This window comes from Athalassotoga saccharophila, from assembly GCF_009936215.1.
In the GTDB taxonomy this organism is placed as follows: Bacteria; Thermotogota; Thermotogae; order Mesoaciditogales; family Mesoaciditogaceae; genus Athalassotoga; species Athalassotoga saccharophila.
In genome coordinates this window covers 1169195-1186640 of record NZ_AP019551.1, presented here as the reverse complement: position 1 = coordinate 1186640, position 17446 = coordinate 1169195, and the positions used below count along the sequence as shown (strand labels likewise).

Annotated in this window: 15 protein-coding genes, 4 tRNA genes and 1 pseudogene; 19 read left to right on the top strand and 1 reads right to left on the bottom strand. The window is 41.6% G+C overall.

The genetic code is table 11. The annotated features are described in order from the left end of the window. Positions 1 to 28: 28 nt before the first annotated feature. The gene (locus ATHSA_RS05935; RefSeq protein WP_161848208.1) at positions 29 to 4027 is read right to left on the bottom strand and encodes a DUF4382 domain-containing protein; all 3999 of its coding nucleotides are present in this window, start codon (positions 4025 to 4027) and stop codon (positions 29 to 31) included. A gap of 283 nt (positions 4028 to 4310) precedes the next feature. Here ATHSA_RS05935 and ATHSA_RS05930 point away from each other — a divergent pair, with 283 nt between their 5' ends. The 19 genes and pseudogenes from ATHSA_RS05930 to ATHSA_RS05845 all read left to right on the top strand — a co-directional run bounded on the left by ATHSA_RS05930 (position 4311) and on the right by ATHSA_RS05845 (position 17439). Then, complete coding sequence (locus ATHSA_RS05930) at positions 4311 to 4916, top strand: hypothetical protein (RefSeq protein ID WP_161848207.1); 606 nt, start codon at positions 4311 to 4313, stop codon at positions 4914 to 4916. 71 nt (positions 4917 to 4987) lie between these two features. Further along, positions 4988 to 5063, top strand: a tRNA-Glu gene (locus ATHSA_RS05925). Between the two features lie 8 nt (positions 5064 to 5071). After that, positions 5072 to 5146 (top strand) — tRNA-Val (locus tag ATHSA_RS05920). Positions 5147 to 5152: 6 nt separating this feature from the next. Next, positions 5153 to 5230: transfer RNA gene (locus ATHSA_RS05915), tRNA-Asp, on the top strand. A 2-nt stretch (positions 5231 to 5232) separates the two neighbouring features. Further along, positions 5233 to 5305, top strand: a tRNA-Phe gene (locus ATHSA_RS05910). A 110-nt stretch (positions 5306 to 5415) separates the two neighbouring features. Further along, positions 5416 to 6615 carry a type II secretion system F family protein gene (locus ATHSA_RS05905; RefSeq protein WP_161848206.1) on the top strand — a complete coding sequence of 400 codons (1200 nt, stop codon included), beginning with the start codon at positions 5416 to 5418 and terminating at the stop codon, positions 6613 to 6615. Beyond that, complete coding sequence (locus ATHSA_RS05900; protein WP_232060056.1) at positions 6587 to 7051, top strand: hypothetical protein; 465 nt, start codon at positions 6587 to 6589, stop codon at positions 7049 to 7051. The genes ATHSA_RS05905 and ATHSA_RS05900 overlap by 29 nt, the downstream gene beginning before the upstream one ends. Then, entirely contained in the window at positions 7045 to 8010 is a 966-nt protein-coding gene (locus ATHSA_RS05895; RefSeq protein WP_161848204.1) for a type IV pilus biogenesis protein PilM, read from the top strand. The genes ATHSA_RS05900 and ATHSA_RS05895 overlap by 7 nt, the downstream gene beginning before the upstream one ends. Further along, entirely contained in the window at positions 7976 to 8542 is a 567-nt protein-coding gene (locus ATHSA_RS05890) for a hypothetical protein (protein WP_161848203.1), read from the top strand. The genes ATHSA_RS05895 and ATHSA_RS05890 overlap by 35 nt, the downstream gene beginning before the upstream one ends. Beyond that, complete coding sequence (locus tag ATHSA_RS05885) at positions 8539 to 9009, top strand: hypothetical protein (RefSeq protein ID WP_161848202.1); 471 nt, start codon at positions 8539 to 8541, stop codon at positions 9007 to 9009. Before ATHSA_RS05890 ends, ATHSA_RS05885 begins: the two co-directional genes overlap by 4 nt. Next, entirely contained in the window at positions 8999 to 9508 is a 510-nt protein-coding gene (locus ATHSA_RS05880; RefSeq protein WP_161848201.1) for a hypothetical protein, read from the top strand. The genes ATHSA_RS05885 and ATHSA_RS05880 overlap by 11 nt, the downstream gene beginning before the upstream one ends. A 13-nt stretch (positions 9509 to 9521) precedes the next feature. Continuing rightward, entirely contained in the window at positions 9522 to 12338 is a 2817-nt protein-coding gene (locus ATHSA_RS05875; RefSeq protein ID WP_161848200.1) for a type II secretion system protein GspD, read from the top strand. Beyond that, positions 12339 to 13163 carry an AmmeMemoRadiSam system protein B gene (amrB, locus tag ATHSA_RS05870; protein ID WP_161848199.1) on the top strand — a complete coding sequence of 275 codons (825 nt, stop codon included), beginning with the start codon at positions 12339 to 12341 and terminating at the stop codon, positions 13161 to 13163. After that, positions 13147 to 13251, top strand: a pseudogene (locus tag ATHSA_RS10290) (double zinc ribbon domain-containing protein); the annotation flags it as partial. The gene amrB and the pseudogene ATHSA_RS10290, both read left to right, overlap by 17 nt. An 18-nt stretch (positions 13252 to 13269) precedes the next feature. Next, positions 13270 to 13821 carry a ComF family protein gene (locus ATHSA_RS05865; RefSeq protein ID WP_232060055.1) on the top strand — a complete coding sequence of 184 codons (552 nt, stop codon included), beginning with the start codon at positions 13270 to 13272 and terminating at the stop codon, positions 13819 to 13821. Next, the gene (locus ATHSA_RS05860; protein WP_161848197.1) at positions 13808 to 14365 is read left to right on the top strand and encodes a glycerol-3-phosphate responsive antiterminator; all 558 of its coding nucleotides are present in this window, start codon (positions 13808 to 13810) and stop codon (positions 14363 to 14365) included. Before ATHSA_RS05865 ends, ATHSA_RS05860 begins: the two co-directional genes overlap by 14 nt. Before the next feature lie 76 nt (positions 14366 to 14441). Continuing rightward, entirely contained in the window at positions 14442 to 15851 is a 1410-nt protein-coding gene (locus tag ATHSA_RS05855) for an NAD(P)/FAD-dependent oxidoreductase (protein ID WP_161848196.1), read from the top strand. Beyond that, the gene (locus tag ATHSA_RS05850) at positions 15848 to 17068 is read left to right on the top strand and encodes an NAD(P)/FAD-dependent oxidoreductase (protein ID WP_161848195.1); all 1221 of its coding nucleotides are present in this window, start codon (positions 15848 to 15850) and stop codon (positions 17066 to 17068) included. Before ATHSA_RS05855 ends, ATHSA_RS05850 begins: the two co-directional genes overlap by 4 nt. Beyond that, complete coding sequence (locus tag ATHSA_RS05845) at positions 17065 to 17439, top strand: DUF1667 domain-containing protein (RefSeq protein WP_161848194.1); 375 nt, start codon at positions 17065 to 17067, stop codon at positions 17437 to 17439. The genes ATHSA_RS05850 and ATHSA_RS05845 overlap by 4 nt, the downstream gene beginning before the upstream one ends. The last annotated feature ends 7 nt before the right edge of the window (positions 17440 to 17446 follow it).

The window sequence follows — 17446 nt, the reverse complement described above, 5'->3', positions numbered from 1 at the left end:
ATTCCTGAAATGGGGCTAAAAATTAGGCTTATCGATCGAGTATCATGTTCCCATTTATCGCACTGATCGTGTTATCGCCGAAATTGGTAACGTAGATCATACCTGTTGCCGTGTCTACTCCTACGTTTCTTGGCCATTTTCCGACAGGTATAGTTTGAATAACGGAATTAGTTTTTCCATCTATCACGCTAACCGTGTTACTTCCGGAATTAACGACGTAAATTATGTCTCTTGCCGGATCCACTCCTACTCCCCATGGACTATCTCCCACATTTATACTTTTTGAAGCGTTAAGATCATTACCATTTATCACGCTGATCGTGTTAATACCAGAATTGGAAATGTAGATCATGCCCGTTGCCGGATTTACTCCTATATTTCTTGGCATTTTTCCGACAGGTATAGTTTGAATAACGGAATTCGTCTTTCCACTTATGACACTGATCGTGTTACTGCCATAATTGGTAACATAGACCATGCCTGTCGTCGTGTCTATTCCTACGTCTCTTGGATATTTTCCAACATTTATATTTTGAATGACGGAGTTTGTTCTGCCATTTATCACGCTAACTGTGTTACTGCCATAATTAGCGACATAGATCATGTTCATTATTGAATGTATTCCTATACCTACTGGATTATTCCCAACAATTACATTTCGAACGACGTAATTTTTCTGGCTGTTTATAACGCTGATTGCGTTATTACCGTTAGAGACGTAGATCGTACTCCCGTTTGTCGAGGAAGAGATTCCCACAACATATGGATGATTTTCTACGGATATAGTTTTGGGAAGGGCGTTAATGTTATTTCCATCTATCACGCTAACCGTGTTACTGCCATAATTGGCAACGTAAACCATATGTGTGATCGGATCTACCCCCACTCCCATTGGGTTACTTCCGACTCCTATCGTGACAGGAATTATCGTAAATGTTACGAGATACGTCGATTTATTTCCAAAAGGATCTGTTGCAGAGACTTTTACCGTGTATGTTACATAGTAATAACTTGCATCGAATGTTGAATTTAACTCTCGTAACCCCGTAAATAAAAGTCCGGCAGATGATGTGGTTATCTCTGTAGCGTAAGCCGTGATCGGCAATCCAGAATCGTCAGTTATGGATATAGATCCTTTAAGTTTTTTCACAGATTGAATGGTTATATTCGAACCATCTGCCAATGTGGTCGATCCTGCATTTCCGCCTGCCAGATTTACTTCGATCACCGGCGCCTGACCATCAACATAAACAGGAATAGATATCATTTGAGTGTTTCCTGCATTTTCTTCCACTTTCGCCGTTATATATGTGTATTCAGAAGTGTTAACCTTCGGCGCCGTAAGAGTGAATGTAAATTCATATCCGTTTGAAATAGGTGTTATTGTTGGATCTGTCAATGTCACTCCATAGTGCGTTGCAACAGTAGAGATGATCTCGCTTTGCAAATCTGTGGCCGTTACTGTCGCCGTAAATCTTTGACCTGATCCGACCGTTGCAGGAGCAGTTATTTTTATTGTCGGTGATACTGTATCGACAACAAGTGTAAATGTCGCGATGTATGTCGATGTATGCCCAAAGGCATCGGTTGCAAAGACTTTTATCGTGTATCTTTGAGAAGATGTGGCATTGAATGTTGCTTCAGATGCATCAGAAGTTGTCGTGAATTTAAGTGCCGTTGATACGTTAGTGATTTCTGTTGCCTTTGCTGTAACTGGCATCTTTGAATTATCAGTAATTATTATACTTCCACTCACCGGTGGCACTTTTGTTGAATTGGTGTATATGGTTACAGATGAATTATTTGTCAGGGTGTAAGGTGATATAGTTTTACCTGTTCCACCTGTCAGAGTAACTTCAATCGTTGGAGTAGCATTATCAACGTATATCGGTGTTGAAGTACTAATTGTGTTTCCATACAGATCTGTTGCTGTTGCTTCAATTGTATTTGAACCGGCGCTAAGCGGTACTCGAGCAGTCCACACATTTGCAGATTGTCGGGTCGCAGGTTGATTCTTAATAACTACAGATTCAATTCTGTTTCCACCTTCTGTGTTTCCAACTGTCGCATATACAGTTATCGTTGCGTTTGTTGAAGTTTGGGTGGTCGATATTCCGATCGTGGCAAGCATTGTTATCTTCAAAACGATGTTATTTGTCAGGGTTGTCTTCGTCGCTACAATATTCGACCACGCATGTCCAGATGAGTTGTACGCGCTGACCATAAAGTAATAATTAACCGCAGGCCTTATGCTCGCATTGTAATAAGTCGCACTCCCCGGTAACGTCGCAATTTGGGTATATGCCTGCATTGGAGATGTGCTCTCCCATACGTGAAATCCACTTGCATTTTGAGCACTCTGCGTCCATGTCAAAACGGCAAGATACGGATTAGGTGTTGAGATTCTAAGCACGGGAGTCGCAGGCGGAAGAATTGAAAGATTTATCGTTCCGATATTATTCATACCCTTTGAAAGTGTTACAGAGGTTGAATATGAAGTTAAACCGCTTGCACTTATCGTAAGCGTGTAATTCCCAGTTTGCACTGCAGATATCATGAACTTCCCGTTCGGCTTTGTATACGTTTCTGCTACCACAGTAGATGAATTGCTCAAAGACACCACGGCCATTGGAACTGGCATCGAGTTATACATTACCTGCCCTATAACAGATGATCGTACATTCCCCATCACGCTGTGAATCACAGGTTTGAATAAGTATCCCTGTCCTGTCTGTTCTACAGATTGTGAAATGTCAAAGTCAAAATAAACTCCTCCTGATTCTAACGCATTTATGCTATTCATGTTCATGTATATCGTTGAACTTGGAATGTTCAAAGGATAAGAGTTGCCATTTATCACTATTGTCGCCGAAGATACCTCAAACCTTATCTGTGTGATTATCGCCGATGCCGGAAGAGTTATATTTGTGAATTTAGTCGAAGTCCCGACAAGAGTCGTTAGATCGCATGTCCCGCTTGCAGAAGACGTGTACCATTCGGATGTCCCTTCAAAGGTTGCATGAATTGAGAATCCAGTCAAGGTAACGTAGAGATGTTGAATCAAGGATGGCGATACAGGTTTGTCTCCTATGTATATTGGAAAAGATGTCGTAGGTACGTATGATTGTGTTACAGCGGTTACCGTGTTAGATGTCGCACGTCCGGATGGATTTATTCCAACTATGAAATAACTGTATGAGGTTGAAGGCTTAAGACCTGTTATCGTATAAAAGGTTGCATTCCCGCTTAACGTCGCGAGTAATGCGGACGGTGGATTGTAAATGTATATCACCGAGGCATTCTGTGTTTGAAATCCCAAAGTTATCGTATCTGTCGACACAGATGTTACTCCAAAACTCTTTATAACGGGCAGGACAGGAATTACCGGTGTATAAGAAAGCGTTGTCGCAGTTACCGTGTTAGACGTCGCGCGTCCGGATGGATTTATCGCTACGACAAAGAATTTATATACCGTCGATGGAGTCAAATTATTCACCATGTAAGATGTAGATGATCCGGACAGAATTGCGTATTGATTGAATACCGTAGATGTGGATCCGTAAAGCGTTACCATGGACGCACCTATTGATTGAGTCCATCCTAACGCAACTGAACTGGTAGAAACGCCTGTAATACTTAAAAATGGTTTGGATGGTGCAGGTGCTTTAACGGTTGTAAATGACCATGTATCGCTTGTCGCAGTTTGATCGTTTGCCATAGATACAACCTTCCAGTAATAAGTCGTGCTATAACTTAAGTTGTTAACTACAAAAGAGGTCTGTCCGGTAGTGGCTATATACGCAGTGTTTGATGCGCTTTTGCCTAAGAAGACTTCATATGTTGTCTGAGACACATTCGAAGGTTTCCATGTCAAAGTTGCCGTTGTCGATACGTTTGTGGCGCCATTGGTTGGAGAAAGAAGTTGTGGCTTGATAAGTGTTGGTTTGGGTAAAAGAAAACACCCCGACAGCACGAGAACTATAAGAATAACTGAGAAAATAAAAGTTAAGTACTTGTACTTATTCATTTAATTCCTCCCTTATTATCGAAGGTGTGGAGAGTAATTGGTATATCTCTATAGTATCATAACTGAATTCACTTTAAAAGTCGAATGTTCATTTAATTTAAGCGGAGGGCAGGATGCCTCCAAGTCCGGCGCAGCGAGGACCAGACATCGAGTGGGGCGCCTGCCGGAGCGATGATTCGGAATTTAAAACTGGTTCAGTATATTGAAATGGATCTGGATGCAAGTTCGCAATAAAGTTCTCAAATTGCATTTACTCGTTGTAAAATACTCTTGAGGTGATGATATGTCAATTTACGAGACGGTATTACTTGTACTTTCGATCCTTTTGTTGGTACTTTTTTCCTCTCTAAACATGACAGTGCAAAGCATGAAGAGCGAGATCTCGAACAATTCCGCAATGATAAGTGCGCTAAAAGATCAGGTAAAAGAACTTCAATCCACTTTGAATCCCGTCAGTATAACACCATCTTTTCTAAAATACGATATACTCTTTCAAAATGCTCCGAGGACTCTTCCATCTCTTCCTTTGAACACACTCGAATCGACGAATTTACAGAATTTTAGCAAAGTGCTTTCGATGAACGAATATTACGAGATCACAAAATTCGGTGACAGATATTTTCTCGCCTATCCGGCCGTTGGTGGATCTACCTTTTCGATTCAAGTATTATCGTCGCCTTATTCTGACAGGGTTATGAAGATAATCAACAATCTAAGAGGTCAGAATATCCCTGCCTTTGATATCCAATACGGATCGCAGTACAGTCTTTTTGTGGGAGTTTTCCCAAATTACGTCGTAGCAACGCAATACGCAAGTGCCGTTTCTAACGTGATCTTTTCAACGACGGGATCAACTTACACCTCATGGCTTATAAGGCAAATACCGTAAAGTCGATTTCACAAATTTACCACTTGACAAAGTACTGTCTGTTAAGGTAATATATTTCCGTTAAGAGGATTGCCCTCATCGTCTAGAGGCCTAGGACATCGGCCTTTCACGCCGGCAGCTGGGGTTCGAATCCCCATGAGGGCGCCAAGAATTTCGGGAATGTAGCTCAGTGGGGGAGCGCTTGCCTTACAAGCAAGAGGTCGCAGGTTCAATCCCTGCCATTCCCACCACAGCGTGGGGACGTGGTGCAGCCTGGTTAGCATGCCGGTCTGTCACACCGGTGGTCGCGAGTTCGAGCCTCGTCGTCCCCGCCATTGCCGAGATAGCTCAGGTGGTAGAGCAGTGGACTGAAAATCCTCGTGTCCCTGGTTCGACTCCAGGTCTCGGCACAGAAATAGGGAACTCTTTGGAGTTCCCTTTATGTTATCGATCTTTCCTAAAAAATGGTAAACTATATATGATCGCGTGAATCAATGATCAACCCGGGGAGTTGGTTATTTTGCCTTTGTACGTTTATAGGGTTATAACGCCTAACGGGAAACCCGCTACCGGAAGGTTAGAGGCGGAAAGTGAGATAAGCCTTGTCAGTAAACTTTCCCAGCAGGGTTATATCGTTCTGGGGGTAAAGCCTACCAAGGAAAGAAAAAGGCGTATAACTTTGCGGGCAAAGTTAGCCGATCTCGTGCTTTTTACGCGCCAGTTGGCAACAATGATAAATGCCGGTGTGCGAATAAGGGATGCGTTGACTCTTCTTTCAAAGCAAAATGCCTTTACGCCTTCTTTTAGAAAGATCCTTGTCAACGTCTTGGTATCCATAGACAGCGGTTCTTCTCTTTCCGAGGCGATAGAAGAAACAAATGCCTTCGAGCCTATTTTCGTTAACCTCGTAAGGGCCGGAGAGAGCGGCGGAGTCCTCGATAACACCCTAAATAAAGTGTCCGAATTTTACGAACATGTCAAGAAAACGCGCGATGAGGTAAGATCTGCGATGGCTTACCCTCTTTTTGTTTCCATCTTCGCATTTTTCATTCTGATGATAATAAGTCTTTTCATATTGCCGAGCCTTTTCAGGGCATTTGGCGGTGCGAAGGTGGGTGGCATAGTCGCGATGTTGATGGGAGCCAACGATTTTCTCGCCGCAAACTGGTTTTACGCTACGATTATAGTTGTTTCTATTCTTATCTTTTTGATCTACTTTTTTAGGACCTCTTACGGTGCCGCCACGAAAGAATTCGTTGGGAATTTGATACCGCCAATAAAGGCTCTTAAGCATCTTCAAGATTCATCTAATTTCAGCAAAACGCTCTCTACTTTGATCTCGAGTGGAGTTAGTATAATAGAGGCAGTCGACATGGCCGCAAGGGCGACTGGAAGCAGAAGGTTAATGAAAAAAGTACCGGTAATGGTGGATATCTTAAAAAATGGCGGAACTTTGAAAAGCGCCATGGAGAAGACGAAATTTTTCCCCCAATTGCTCGTTGAGATGGTCGGCACTGGAGAGGAGACTGGCAGGGTTGACGAGATGCTTTCAAAGGTCTCTGAATTTTACGATCAGGAAGCCTCTGTCAAATTAAAGCAACTTGTCTCGATGATAGAACCTGCGATGATAGCGATCATAGGGTTATTTGTGGGGATCCTTGTATTTAGCCTTTACCAGACCATGTTTAACCTTGAGCAGGGTGTCGGACAGCATTTTTAACATGAAAGGATATACCCTCGTTGAGTTGATCATTTTGATATTGATTCTTTCATTGCTTTTGTCTATTATCTTTCCACTTTCCAAGCACTGGATCGACAGGATAATCGCGAGGGCGGAAGTAAACAAGATCGTCTCATCCATAAGATACGCGAAGTTTCTTTCTGCAAATTTGAAAGGCAAGGTGACGGTACGCATATCCAAAGAAATAAAGATAATCACGCCGTCTGGTTACATCGATAAGGGAAGATTGAGTCTTATCGTTCCAAAGACCGAGATGATTTACAAGGGATCGAACGTTGATCTGGCTTTTTCAAATGGCATTCCGTACTATCCGGATTTGACTGGAAAGGTAAAGATATATTTGAGAAATTCCCAAATTGCAACTGTGGTTTTGAGACCTGTGACCGGCCTTGTAAGGGTAGAATGGGGATGGTAAAGACGAATTTGAATATCTTTTCCAACTTTTACGTTGGAATAGACATAGGAAGGTATAAAATAGACGGTGTAAAGATAAAGCACAACGGCAAAAGATCCGAGATAATCGCCGTTCATTCCGTTCCTTATTCGAACAAGGTTTTCGATGGAGACGAACTCGTAAATGAAAATGAAATAATAAATGGTCTTGCGGAGATTGGAAGATCTCTAAAAATAGACATCGAAGATTTTATAACGACGGCCATCTTCAGCGATAAGGTGCTCTTCAGACAATTGAAGATGCCAAATATGAGGAACAAGAGACAAATCATAGAGGCGTCAAAATTTCAGATAGTCAAGGAACTTTCTATATCATCCTCGAATATAACGGTAGACGTCGATCTTTTGGGAGAAGGAAATGGACTTAGCATTTCGGCCTTTATAGTGAGAAATGAGGATATAGAGAAATTCAAAAGTTTTTTTGTCAGATCAAATCTTCCGATACCAGACATTTTAGACGCGGGATATTTCAAGTTTAACTATCTTTTGGAAGAGAAAGTAAGACATGGTCTTTCCTTCTTTGCATTTGAAGACAGCATGTCGACCTATCTGCAGATCTTCAGAAATGGGAAATTCCTTTCCATAGACAGCGTAACTGGAGGATCTGAAGAGTTAAATAATGACATTGACGCGAGGATGCATTACCTTCAACTTTCGGATGACGTTCAAAGGCTTACAAGAATTCTAATATCGAGATATGGCCTTTCTAACGAAAATATAGAAAATTTTATTTGCATTTCGGAAAGAAATGAATACCTAAACGAATGGGTGGAAAGCCTGAAGGAGATGGATCTCGGAAAGGTAAGCGATTATTACGATTTCGTGTCTTTGAAAAGGGAGATACCCGCGGGCGCTTACAGCATGGCCATGAGGGGAGCGTTAGAGAATGCCAAGGGTAAACTTTTACACAAAGAAGCGTAGAAAGATAAAATTTTCAAAATTCATCGTACTTATGGTTATGATCATCGGGATAGGGATTGCCTCGTACCTTTTTATAGATCTTTTCATAAACGGCCTTTACACTCAGGCAATCTCGGGCCAGAAAAATTTGCTCGAAAATGCAGGTATTTACCTTTCGATGAGGCAGGATCAGATTCAAAATCGACTCGATGCCGTTATAAATGATTATTCCAAAAATTTAGATCTTCAGTCAAAGATTCTCTACCAAATAAAGGATTATATCAACGGAGTAAACGAATTTCATTCGGCAGTATCTCTGATTCGTGAAATGGCCGACAGCGCAACCTTTACCATAGTTTCATTTTCTTATTCTGCAAATTCTTCAACTCCTCTGGTCTTCTCACAAATCATAGATGTTAACAACTCGAATGTTGCAGATGTTGAAAGAAAAATAGCCGAAAGCGAAGGATACAAATTTTCCGTTTCTGACTCTCAATTCCAGACGTGGTTTAAGACTTACGAACAGACTATTTCGATAGGGGGTCTTAAATGAACAGAAAATTGGCCATAGCGATAATCTTTGCAACGATAATACTGGCAGGTACGATAGATATCTTCGAGTTTCTTTCTTTCTCGGGATCTTTAAACAAAGTCGTTGGATCGATTTCAAAGTTTCAAGTTCTTTACAATCAAAACAACGAGATTACAAAGCAGATAAATCAGTACGGTAAGATGCTAAACTCGCAAAAGATAAACCTCGCAGGCTTTAAAAGTGCGCTTTTGAAGATCGCTCCAGATGCAGATCTCAAGATTTCGGGTGATACTGTAACGCTTCAAAATTCGGTCGAGGTGGATCCGTACGATCTCGTAAATCTTCTTTCTTCCTACACGAATATATACGTTTTGAACCTTTACTTTGAATCGAACTCTCCGGTCTCTTACGAGTACGAAGGTAAAATTTTAAGTTTGAAGAAAAATTACACTTTAACGAAATTGTCGGTGAGAATATATGGCGGGTAGAAATAAGGTTTTAGTTCCAATACTTGTCATATTCATAATAGGCATCTTCCTCTATCTCGGATATGTACTCTTCTTTCCAAAGGGAGGGGGAAATATCATAAGATCGAATCAAACGCCTCAGGTTTCCGTCATAGTAAATCAACCGGTAAAAACGGACAAGATAAATCCTGTGCAACTGAATTCGAATCCATTTTTACCTCTTGCGATCAAATTGAATGAAAATTCATTTGAAAATCTCATAAAAAGTTCCGCGCTCTCGACTAATCTGGACAGAGGAATATACGTCGTAGGGATGGCAAAGGGCATTGCTAACATGGTAACTTTGTACGTAAGCGGAGAAATACTCACTTTGAATTTGAGCGACAATTCGGTCTTCTACTTTCAGGGTAAAAGGTATCTTGTGACATACATAGCGCCATCTTTCAGCAGTGCGGTTATAATGGATTCATCGACGGGAAATCTTTACGTTGTTAATTCTCAGGGATTCATATTAAGGTAAAGGGGATGAATTTGTGAAAAAGATATACTTTTTACTCTTAATGATTTTGATTGGAACGCTTTCTTTTGGTTCGACTTTACAAAATTTGACCTTCTCTTCCACCCAAAATCACATAATAACTACCTTAATTTTCGATTCGATTCCCAACTGGAAGATCCAAAACCAAATGGGGAATCAGATAACATTTGTCTTTCAGGGCAAAGTATCCAATTCGATTTCAAACAATTTATCATGGAAAGACGTGAATCTTTCGATCTCGACAAATAGATCGACTTCGGAAATCGCCTTCACCTTTCCATTTGTCGTAAGCGCTTCTATAAATCAGATAGACGATCATCTCGAGATAAACTTTACAACCCTTGGAATTTCTCAAAATCTTCCTCTGACCGGTCCTGCTTCTAAAATATCAATAGACTTTTCTGGCCAGCAAGGGTCTAATTTCAGCCTTGCCATCAAATACCTGTCGAGGATTTTGAATAGAAATCTCATAATAGATCCTTCCATAGCGAATAATCCCGTTAACATAACCCTAAAGGACGTAACTCCTGCCGAGGCCTTTTACGATATAATGATATCTTCGCCAGGGATAGGATACGCAATTCTGCCGGATGGCACATATTACATAGCGCCAGTTTCAACCTTAATTCAAAATTTCGGAAAACTCGGAACTGGCACCTACAACAACGTTGTTAGTTTTTACAATCTGTCCTCGACGAATATAAGCGCGCAGGATTTCAAGAGTTTGGTTGAGAATTTATTCGGACAGAATAAGATCATAGGGAACATAGGATCGTACCAGATAGTCAACGCCACCGTTGAACAGCAAAAAACGATAGAAGATCTGATGAATTTCGTCAAGGAAAGCGAAAGTTTTAAAGATGTCCAGTGGAGCGATCAATCTTCGGTCAAAGATCTTGAAAGTCTCATTTCGATGATGTATCCCAACTTAAAAGTTACGTACCTTTCAAGTTTTTCTACATTGATTTTAAGTGGAAGTAAAAGTGATATCGATGGTGCTTCCAAAGTAATAGCAGAATACGGAAAAATAATAGAGAGTATAGGCCCAAAGATAACCGTGCCCTTTGTAGTTTCAAATCAAAATGTTCAGGCTTTCATGCAATTTGCAAAAAACTTTGCAGGCATAACAATCTATGGATCGCCAACAACCAATTCGACGAAGATTACCTACCTTGCGATGGGGCCAAAGAATAGAATTTATGACTTTGCAAAAGCGGTGGCTTCAATCGCGAGCACACTTGTGAACGTAAGTCCGCAATTCATTCATTTCAACTTTGTCTCTATCCCAAATGACAGCGCCTTTTTGGATCTTTCGAAGGTCATTTCGATAATCTATCCTGACGTTAAAATGACCTACCTACCCTCCCTTGGAGAGGCTCTGATCTACGGCACGGATCCGAATTCAGTCGATCAGACTCAAAAATTCATAGAGAATAAAACCTATTCGTCTACGTCAACGTCGATAACGAACATAGTTACCGTTAGAAATCAGGATTACCAGACGGTTAAATCTTTGATACAGGCTAACAATCTCACGATGCTTGGACCTTCTATTCCGTCAACATCTTCGACGGTAACTGCCGTGGCGATAGTTGGATCTGAAAGCGCCGTTAACAAATTAACCTCCCTTTTAAGCGTAAGCGGCCTCATTCAAAGCAAAGTCCGGGAAGTAGCCCAGACATCAAATCAGATCGTCGATGTCAAGAATGGCCTTATAACTTTGAGTGTAAAGGACTATCCACTCTACGATCTTATTCAGAGAGTCTATGCCGCACTTTCAAAGAACATCGTTTTTGCATATCAGAACCTTCCAAATGTAACGTTGAATCTTTCAAATGTAACTATTGATCAATTTGATCAAACGATCGCAAGTTCTTACGGCCTTTCATTCTCCGGAACGGCAGTTACAATAGTTGACAAAAACACAACGGGTTTGACAAGAATATACATGGCAAGCGGAAATATAGATCAAATAATGTCTCTGGCAAAATTCTTGGGTGGAAATGTTTATTCAGATCCAAATACGGGTATCGTCGTCGTTAACGGTCTTAGCCAATATGCCGCGAGTGTACTCGATAACGAGATGCAAAAACTTCAAAATCCAAGACCGAATGTTCAGATAATGGCAAAGATCGTCGACGTTACGGGAAACAAATCGATAAGCGACTCTGTGAACTCCACACTTATAACTCCTCAGTTGATATTCAACAATGGATTGAACTTATCCTTTAACCTTCTGAATACGACCAATCCATCTAATTTTGTCTCGGGAATCGCAGATCAAATTCTTTCTTCGAAGGCAACCGTTACGGCGAACTTTTCTAAAACCACGGGAGAGGGATCGGTCCTTTCTGCTCCAAACATAATGACTCAAAGCGGAGAGCCCGCACAGATAACGATAGGAGAACAATATCCGTACCTTGTTACAACCGTTGTGAACAGTCAGACCGGCCAGACTGCCCAGCAACTTCAATTCTTGACCACAGGCATTCAACTCAACATTTTGCCAGTCGTGCTTTCCAACGGACAGATATCCTTAACAATAACTATTCAGGTTAGCGACGCTGACTGGGGTCATGCTGTCAACGGTGTGCCGGCCGTCGTTACGAGAAATGCGAGTGTGAAGGTCGTCATATCGAGCGGGCAAACCCTTTTAATAGGAGGATTGACAAAACAGAACAGATCTGAAAACGTCACCAAAGTTCCGTTTTTGGGAGATCTTCCCTTCATAGGCCAATTCTTCACCTCTACAACCTTTCAGGATTCAACGGATAATCTCGATATATTCATAACTGCTTCGGTGGTGAGATAAATGGACAGGAAACCTGTCGCATCTGGAAGTTTTTACCCATCAGATCCTGAAGATCTGAGAGATTACATAAGAGAATTGTTCCTTTCCAAAAGAGGGCCGGGAGAATTGCCAGATCCAGATGGATTTAGAGGAAATGTGGGAATAATAGCCCCGCATGCCGGATACGTCTACTCCGGATCTACGGCCGCCTACGCGTATCTTGCCGCCTCCGAGTGGGGAAAGCCGGATATCGTGGTCATAATAGGTCCCAATCACACCGGATACGGTAAACCGATTTCTATATGGCCAATTGGTGTATGGAAAACTCCTCTCGGAAATGTAGAGGTAGATCAAAGCGTTGCAAGCGTTATCGTCGAAAATTTCAAGTTGGCATCACTCGATTACGAGGCCCATCTTTTTGAACATTCGATAGAGGTTCATATACCCTTTCTTCAATTCACAATAGGCACCGGCTTCAAAATAGTTCCCATCTGTATGCTTGATCAGAGAAAAGAGATTTCGAAAGAATTGGGCATCGCTCTAAAAAAGGTTTTACAGGGAAAAAGATTCTGGATCGTTGCATCCACAGATCTCAACCATTACGAAGATCATGAAACGACCCTTTACAAGGATAAGATGATAATCGATGCGATATCATCGAATAACATCGAAGAACTTTACGCATCGATAGAAAAAGAACACATAACTATGTGCGGGCCCGGATGTGTCGCAACTGTTATGGCCATGGACCTTGGAATGCCAAAAGTTCTCAAACATTCCACAAGCGGAGAGATATCAGATGATTTCGAAAGGGAAGTAGGTTACATGAGTGCCTGCATATCTTGATTTATTGGATCTTCTCTTTCCCAAATCCTGTCCTTTGTGTGGCAGGATTATTTCTCATGATCAGGTGATATGCTACAAATGCAAAATGGAAATTCCACCGATGATCATGGATCAAAATCTCAAGGGAAGATGGAATTTCGATAAATTCTTTTATTTCGCCATTTACGAGGGAAAGATAAAAGAGATGATCCGATCTTACAAATATGGCGGTGCCATATCTTTGTACAAGTACTTTGTGGATATTTTTGACGAATTGTTCGATTATTTTCCTCCCCCATCGGATTCCGTTATCACAACCGTTCCAATAACCTTTAATTCCTTTAAAAATAAGGGGTTCGATCACATGAAAAAGATAGGAAGATCGTTTTCTAAAAAAAGAGGAATTCAATTCCTTGATCTGATAGAGGTCGTAAAACAAAAGAAGCAACAGGTAAACTCGACCTTCGAAGAGAGGAAGGAACTCGTGAAGGGAAAGTACAGAGTAAGGATCGAAGAACTTTACAGGACAAATGGGAAGATAGTCATCCTTGATGACGTCTTCACAACTGGGGCGACTGTCAACGAATGTGCAAGAATTCTCAAAGACGGCGGGGCACAGAGTCTTTACGTCTACACGATCGCGAAGACAAAATTGGGGGAAATATATGAACTTAAATGAAGTGAAATCATTTCTTAGAAAAAATCCGGTTATCCCTGCGTTGAGAACTTCTGAAGATTTAGATGAAGTCTTGAAATTAAAGGATCGCGTTGTATTTTTGCTCGAGACATCTGTTGGAAAGTATCAGGATTGTGTGAGAAAACTCAAAGACGCGGGCCATATCATTTTTGTTCATGCCGATCTAATAAAGGGACTTAAGATGGATGAATTTGGGTCTGAATTCATTTTGACTGAAAGGCCTTCGGGAATAATAAGTACGCACAAATCTACTTTAGAATGGGCAAAAAAGCAGGGATTAATGCAAATTTACAGGGTATTTTTGATCGATTCCGAAGCCTTGAAAAATGGCGAACAACTCATTCGGTCAACCCGGCCAGATTTCGTTGAAATATTGCCGGGACTTGTGATGCTTTCTTTGGAGATAAATTTTGGCTTCCCGCTAATTGCAGGAGGACTTATAAGCAAAAAAGATCACGTTGACGAACTTTTAAAAAGAGGGATATTTGCCGTCTCGACAAGCAATAAAAATTTGTGGTATAATTAAAAAAGTACGTTCGGCAGAGAATAAGAGAAGCCACGCACATTTTTGTGTGTGGCTTTTTTATTTTTGGAGGTGTGAAATGAGAGTAGCAATAATAGGTGCCGGCGTTGTCGGCTCTCTTATCGCGAGAGAGTTGACAAAGTACGAAGCAGAAGTAGAAATCTTTGAGAAATATCCAGACGTAGGTTGGGGTGTAACAAAGGCGAATTCCGGTGTCATACACGCCGGATACGACGACGAGCCCGGCACTGTCAGATCCAAATACTGCGCGCGCGGTAACTCACTTTATACAAAACTTTCTTACGAACTCGGCTTTCCAATAAAAAGAACGGGATCTCTCGTCGTCGCTTTCGATGATGAAGAGGTTAGGGTGCTTGAAAAACTTCTCGATTACGGTAAACAAAATGGTGTTGAAGGCTTGCAAATACTCGATAAATATAAATCGCTCGAAAAAGAGCCGAATTTATCAAAAATGATTGTGGCGGCCCTTTGGGCTCCATCTACCGGTATAGTTGGGCCGTGGGAAGTTGCTCAGGCCGCTATAGAGAATGCGATAGAGAATGGTGCAAAGATCCATCTTTCGACAGAGGTAAAGGGGATAAAGAAGGAAAACAAAAAAGTATTTGTCGAAGTAGATGATCGAGATTACGAATTCGATTTCGTCGTTAACGCCTCCGGGCTTTGGGCCGATGTGCTTGCAGAATCGGCAGGCGTAAAGGTTACGCCTCTTCATCCGAGAAAGGGAGAGTACATTCTTCTTGATCAGTCAGACCTTGTAAGAACAGTTATATTTCCGGTTCCTTCAAAGGCCGGAAAGGGAATTCTTGTTTTACCGACCATACACAATACCACCTTACTCGGCCCAACTTCTGAAGACTTACCTCCAGATTGGAGAGACAGAAATGAAACGACAAGAGAGGGAATACAAAAAATAATCGAGAATACAAAAAAATTGGTTCCATCGATAAACCTTTCAAAATCGATAAGAACCTTCGCCGGGCTAAGACCTGAAAATGATCTAAAAGACTTCGTTGTGGTAAAAGAAGAAAGCATGGTAAATGTGGTCGCTACAAGATCACCGGGTCTGACCTCTGCCCCTGCGATGGCTGAAGAGATCGCAGATTGGATTGTACAGATCGGTGGCCTTAAATTGAACAAGAATTTCAATCCTTATCGTAAGCCCATTCCAAGACCTTACGAGATGGAAGATAAAGAAAGGGAAAAACTCATAAAGGAAAATCCTGCCTTTGGAAGGGTTATATGCAGGTGTAACAAGGTTACAGAAGGAGAGGTAATCGAGGCTATAAAAAGGGGAGCGCGAACTCTCGATGGCGTAAAATTGAGAACTACCGCGATGTTTGGAAGATGTCAGGGTTCTTTTTGCACGGTCAATATAATGAAAATAATAAAAAGAGAGACAGGAATTGATTTTGGGGAGATAGAGAAAAATCTCCCATCATCTAAAGTTGTGGACGGTGAGATCAGATGAAAATGAGATACGATGTCGTTGTACTTGGCGGAGGGGCTGCCGGAATGGGAGCGGCCAAAGGTGCAAAGGATCTTGGATCGTCCGTCTTACTTATAGAACGTGAGCCATTCACAGGCGGGGTCTTAAATCAATGCATACATACCGGATTTGGACTTCAGGTATTCAAAATGGAACTTACCGGGCCCGAATACCATGAATTTTACAGAAACAAAATAGGCAAATTCGATGCCCTCTACGAGACAATGGTCCTTAATATAGACTTTGATGGAAACAAAATCAAGGCAATGAATTCGGACGGAATTCATGAAATAGAATATGGTGCTCTCGTGCTCGCTACAGGAGCAAGGGAGAGGCCATTTGAGGCGTTGAGGGTGCCCGGCACAAGACCGGCTGGCATCTTCACGGCAGGACTTGCACAAAAGTTCGTTAACCTTGAGAATCATTTACCCGGTCACAGAGCCGTCATAATCGGGTCTGGAGATATAGGAATGATAATGGCAAGAAGGTTATTTCTCGAAGGAGTTGAAGTCGAAGGCGTTTACGAAATAATGCCCTATCCGGGAGGACTCACGAGAAATGTGGCACAATGTTTGGAGGATTTCAACATACCACTTCATCTTTCGACAAGCGTTGTCAAAATACATGGAAAAAGGAGATTGGAAGGTGTTACAGTCGCGAAATTCGAAAACAACTCACCAATTGAAGGAAGTGAAAGGTTTATCGAGTGTGATACGCTTGTGGCATCTGTTGGTTTGATACCGGAAAATGATCTCGTGAAGGGAAAGATAGAGACAGGCTCTGACGATGGAATCTTTGTCGATGATCTGATGAGAACGAATTACGAAAATGTATTCGCATGTGGAAATAACGTATGTATTCACGATCTTGTTGATTTCACGACTACCGAAGGAGAGATAGCGGGAAAAAACGCGGCCCTGGTCGCTAAAGGAGAAAGTTTGCCACCAAGGGCTGGCATTATAATCGCCGGCAGTGGCATAAGGATTTTGAGTATACATTACACGACGGCCACAGAACCTTTCAAATTGTACGTAAGGGTTGACAGGCCCATGGAGATCGCGACAATAAATATCAATGACAAACCTGTAAAGGCCGCGGTGAACGCAAGACCAAGCGAGATGATAGAGTTAACGCTTAATCCTCAAAAGATAGATCTTAAAGGTAAGATAATAGTATCCGCAAAAGGGGTAAAGAAATGAAAGAGATACAGATGACTTGTATAATTTGTCCCGTTGGATGTGCTTTGAAAGTTACGTTAGATGATGATGGAAAGTTTTTATCCGTTAAAGGCAACAGATGTCCTAAGGGCGAAATTTACGCGAAAGACGAGGTAACAGATCCCAAGAGAGTGTTAACATCGAGCGTTAAAGTTATAAACGGGAAAATGCCTCTCGTTTCGGTAAAAACAGACAGATCTATTCCCAAAAGGCTTATCGGGGAAGCCATGAAGGTTATAAAATCTACAAGCGTTGAGGCACCCGTTAAGGTTGAAGATATCATCATCGAAAATTTCCTTAACACAGGCACGAATTTGATCGCGACAAGAAGTGTGGAGAAAAGCAGTAAGTGATTTTGGC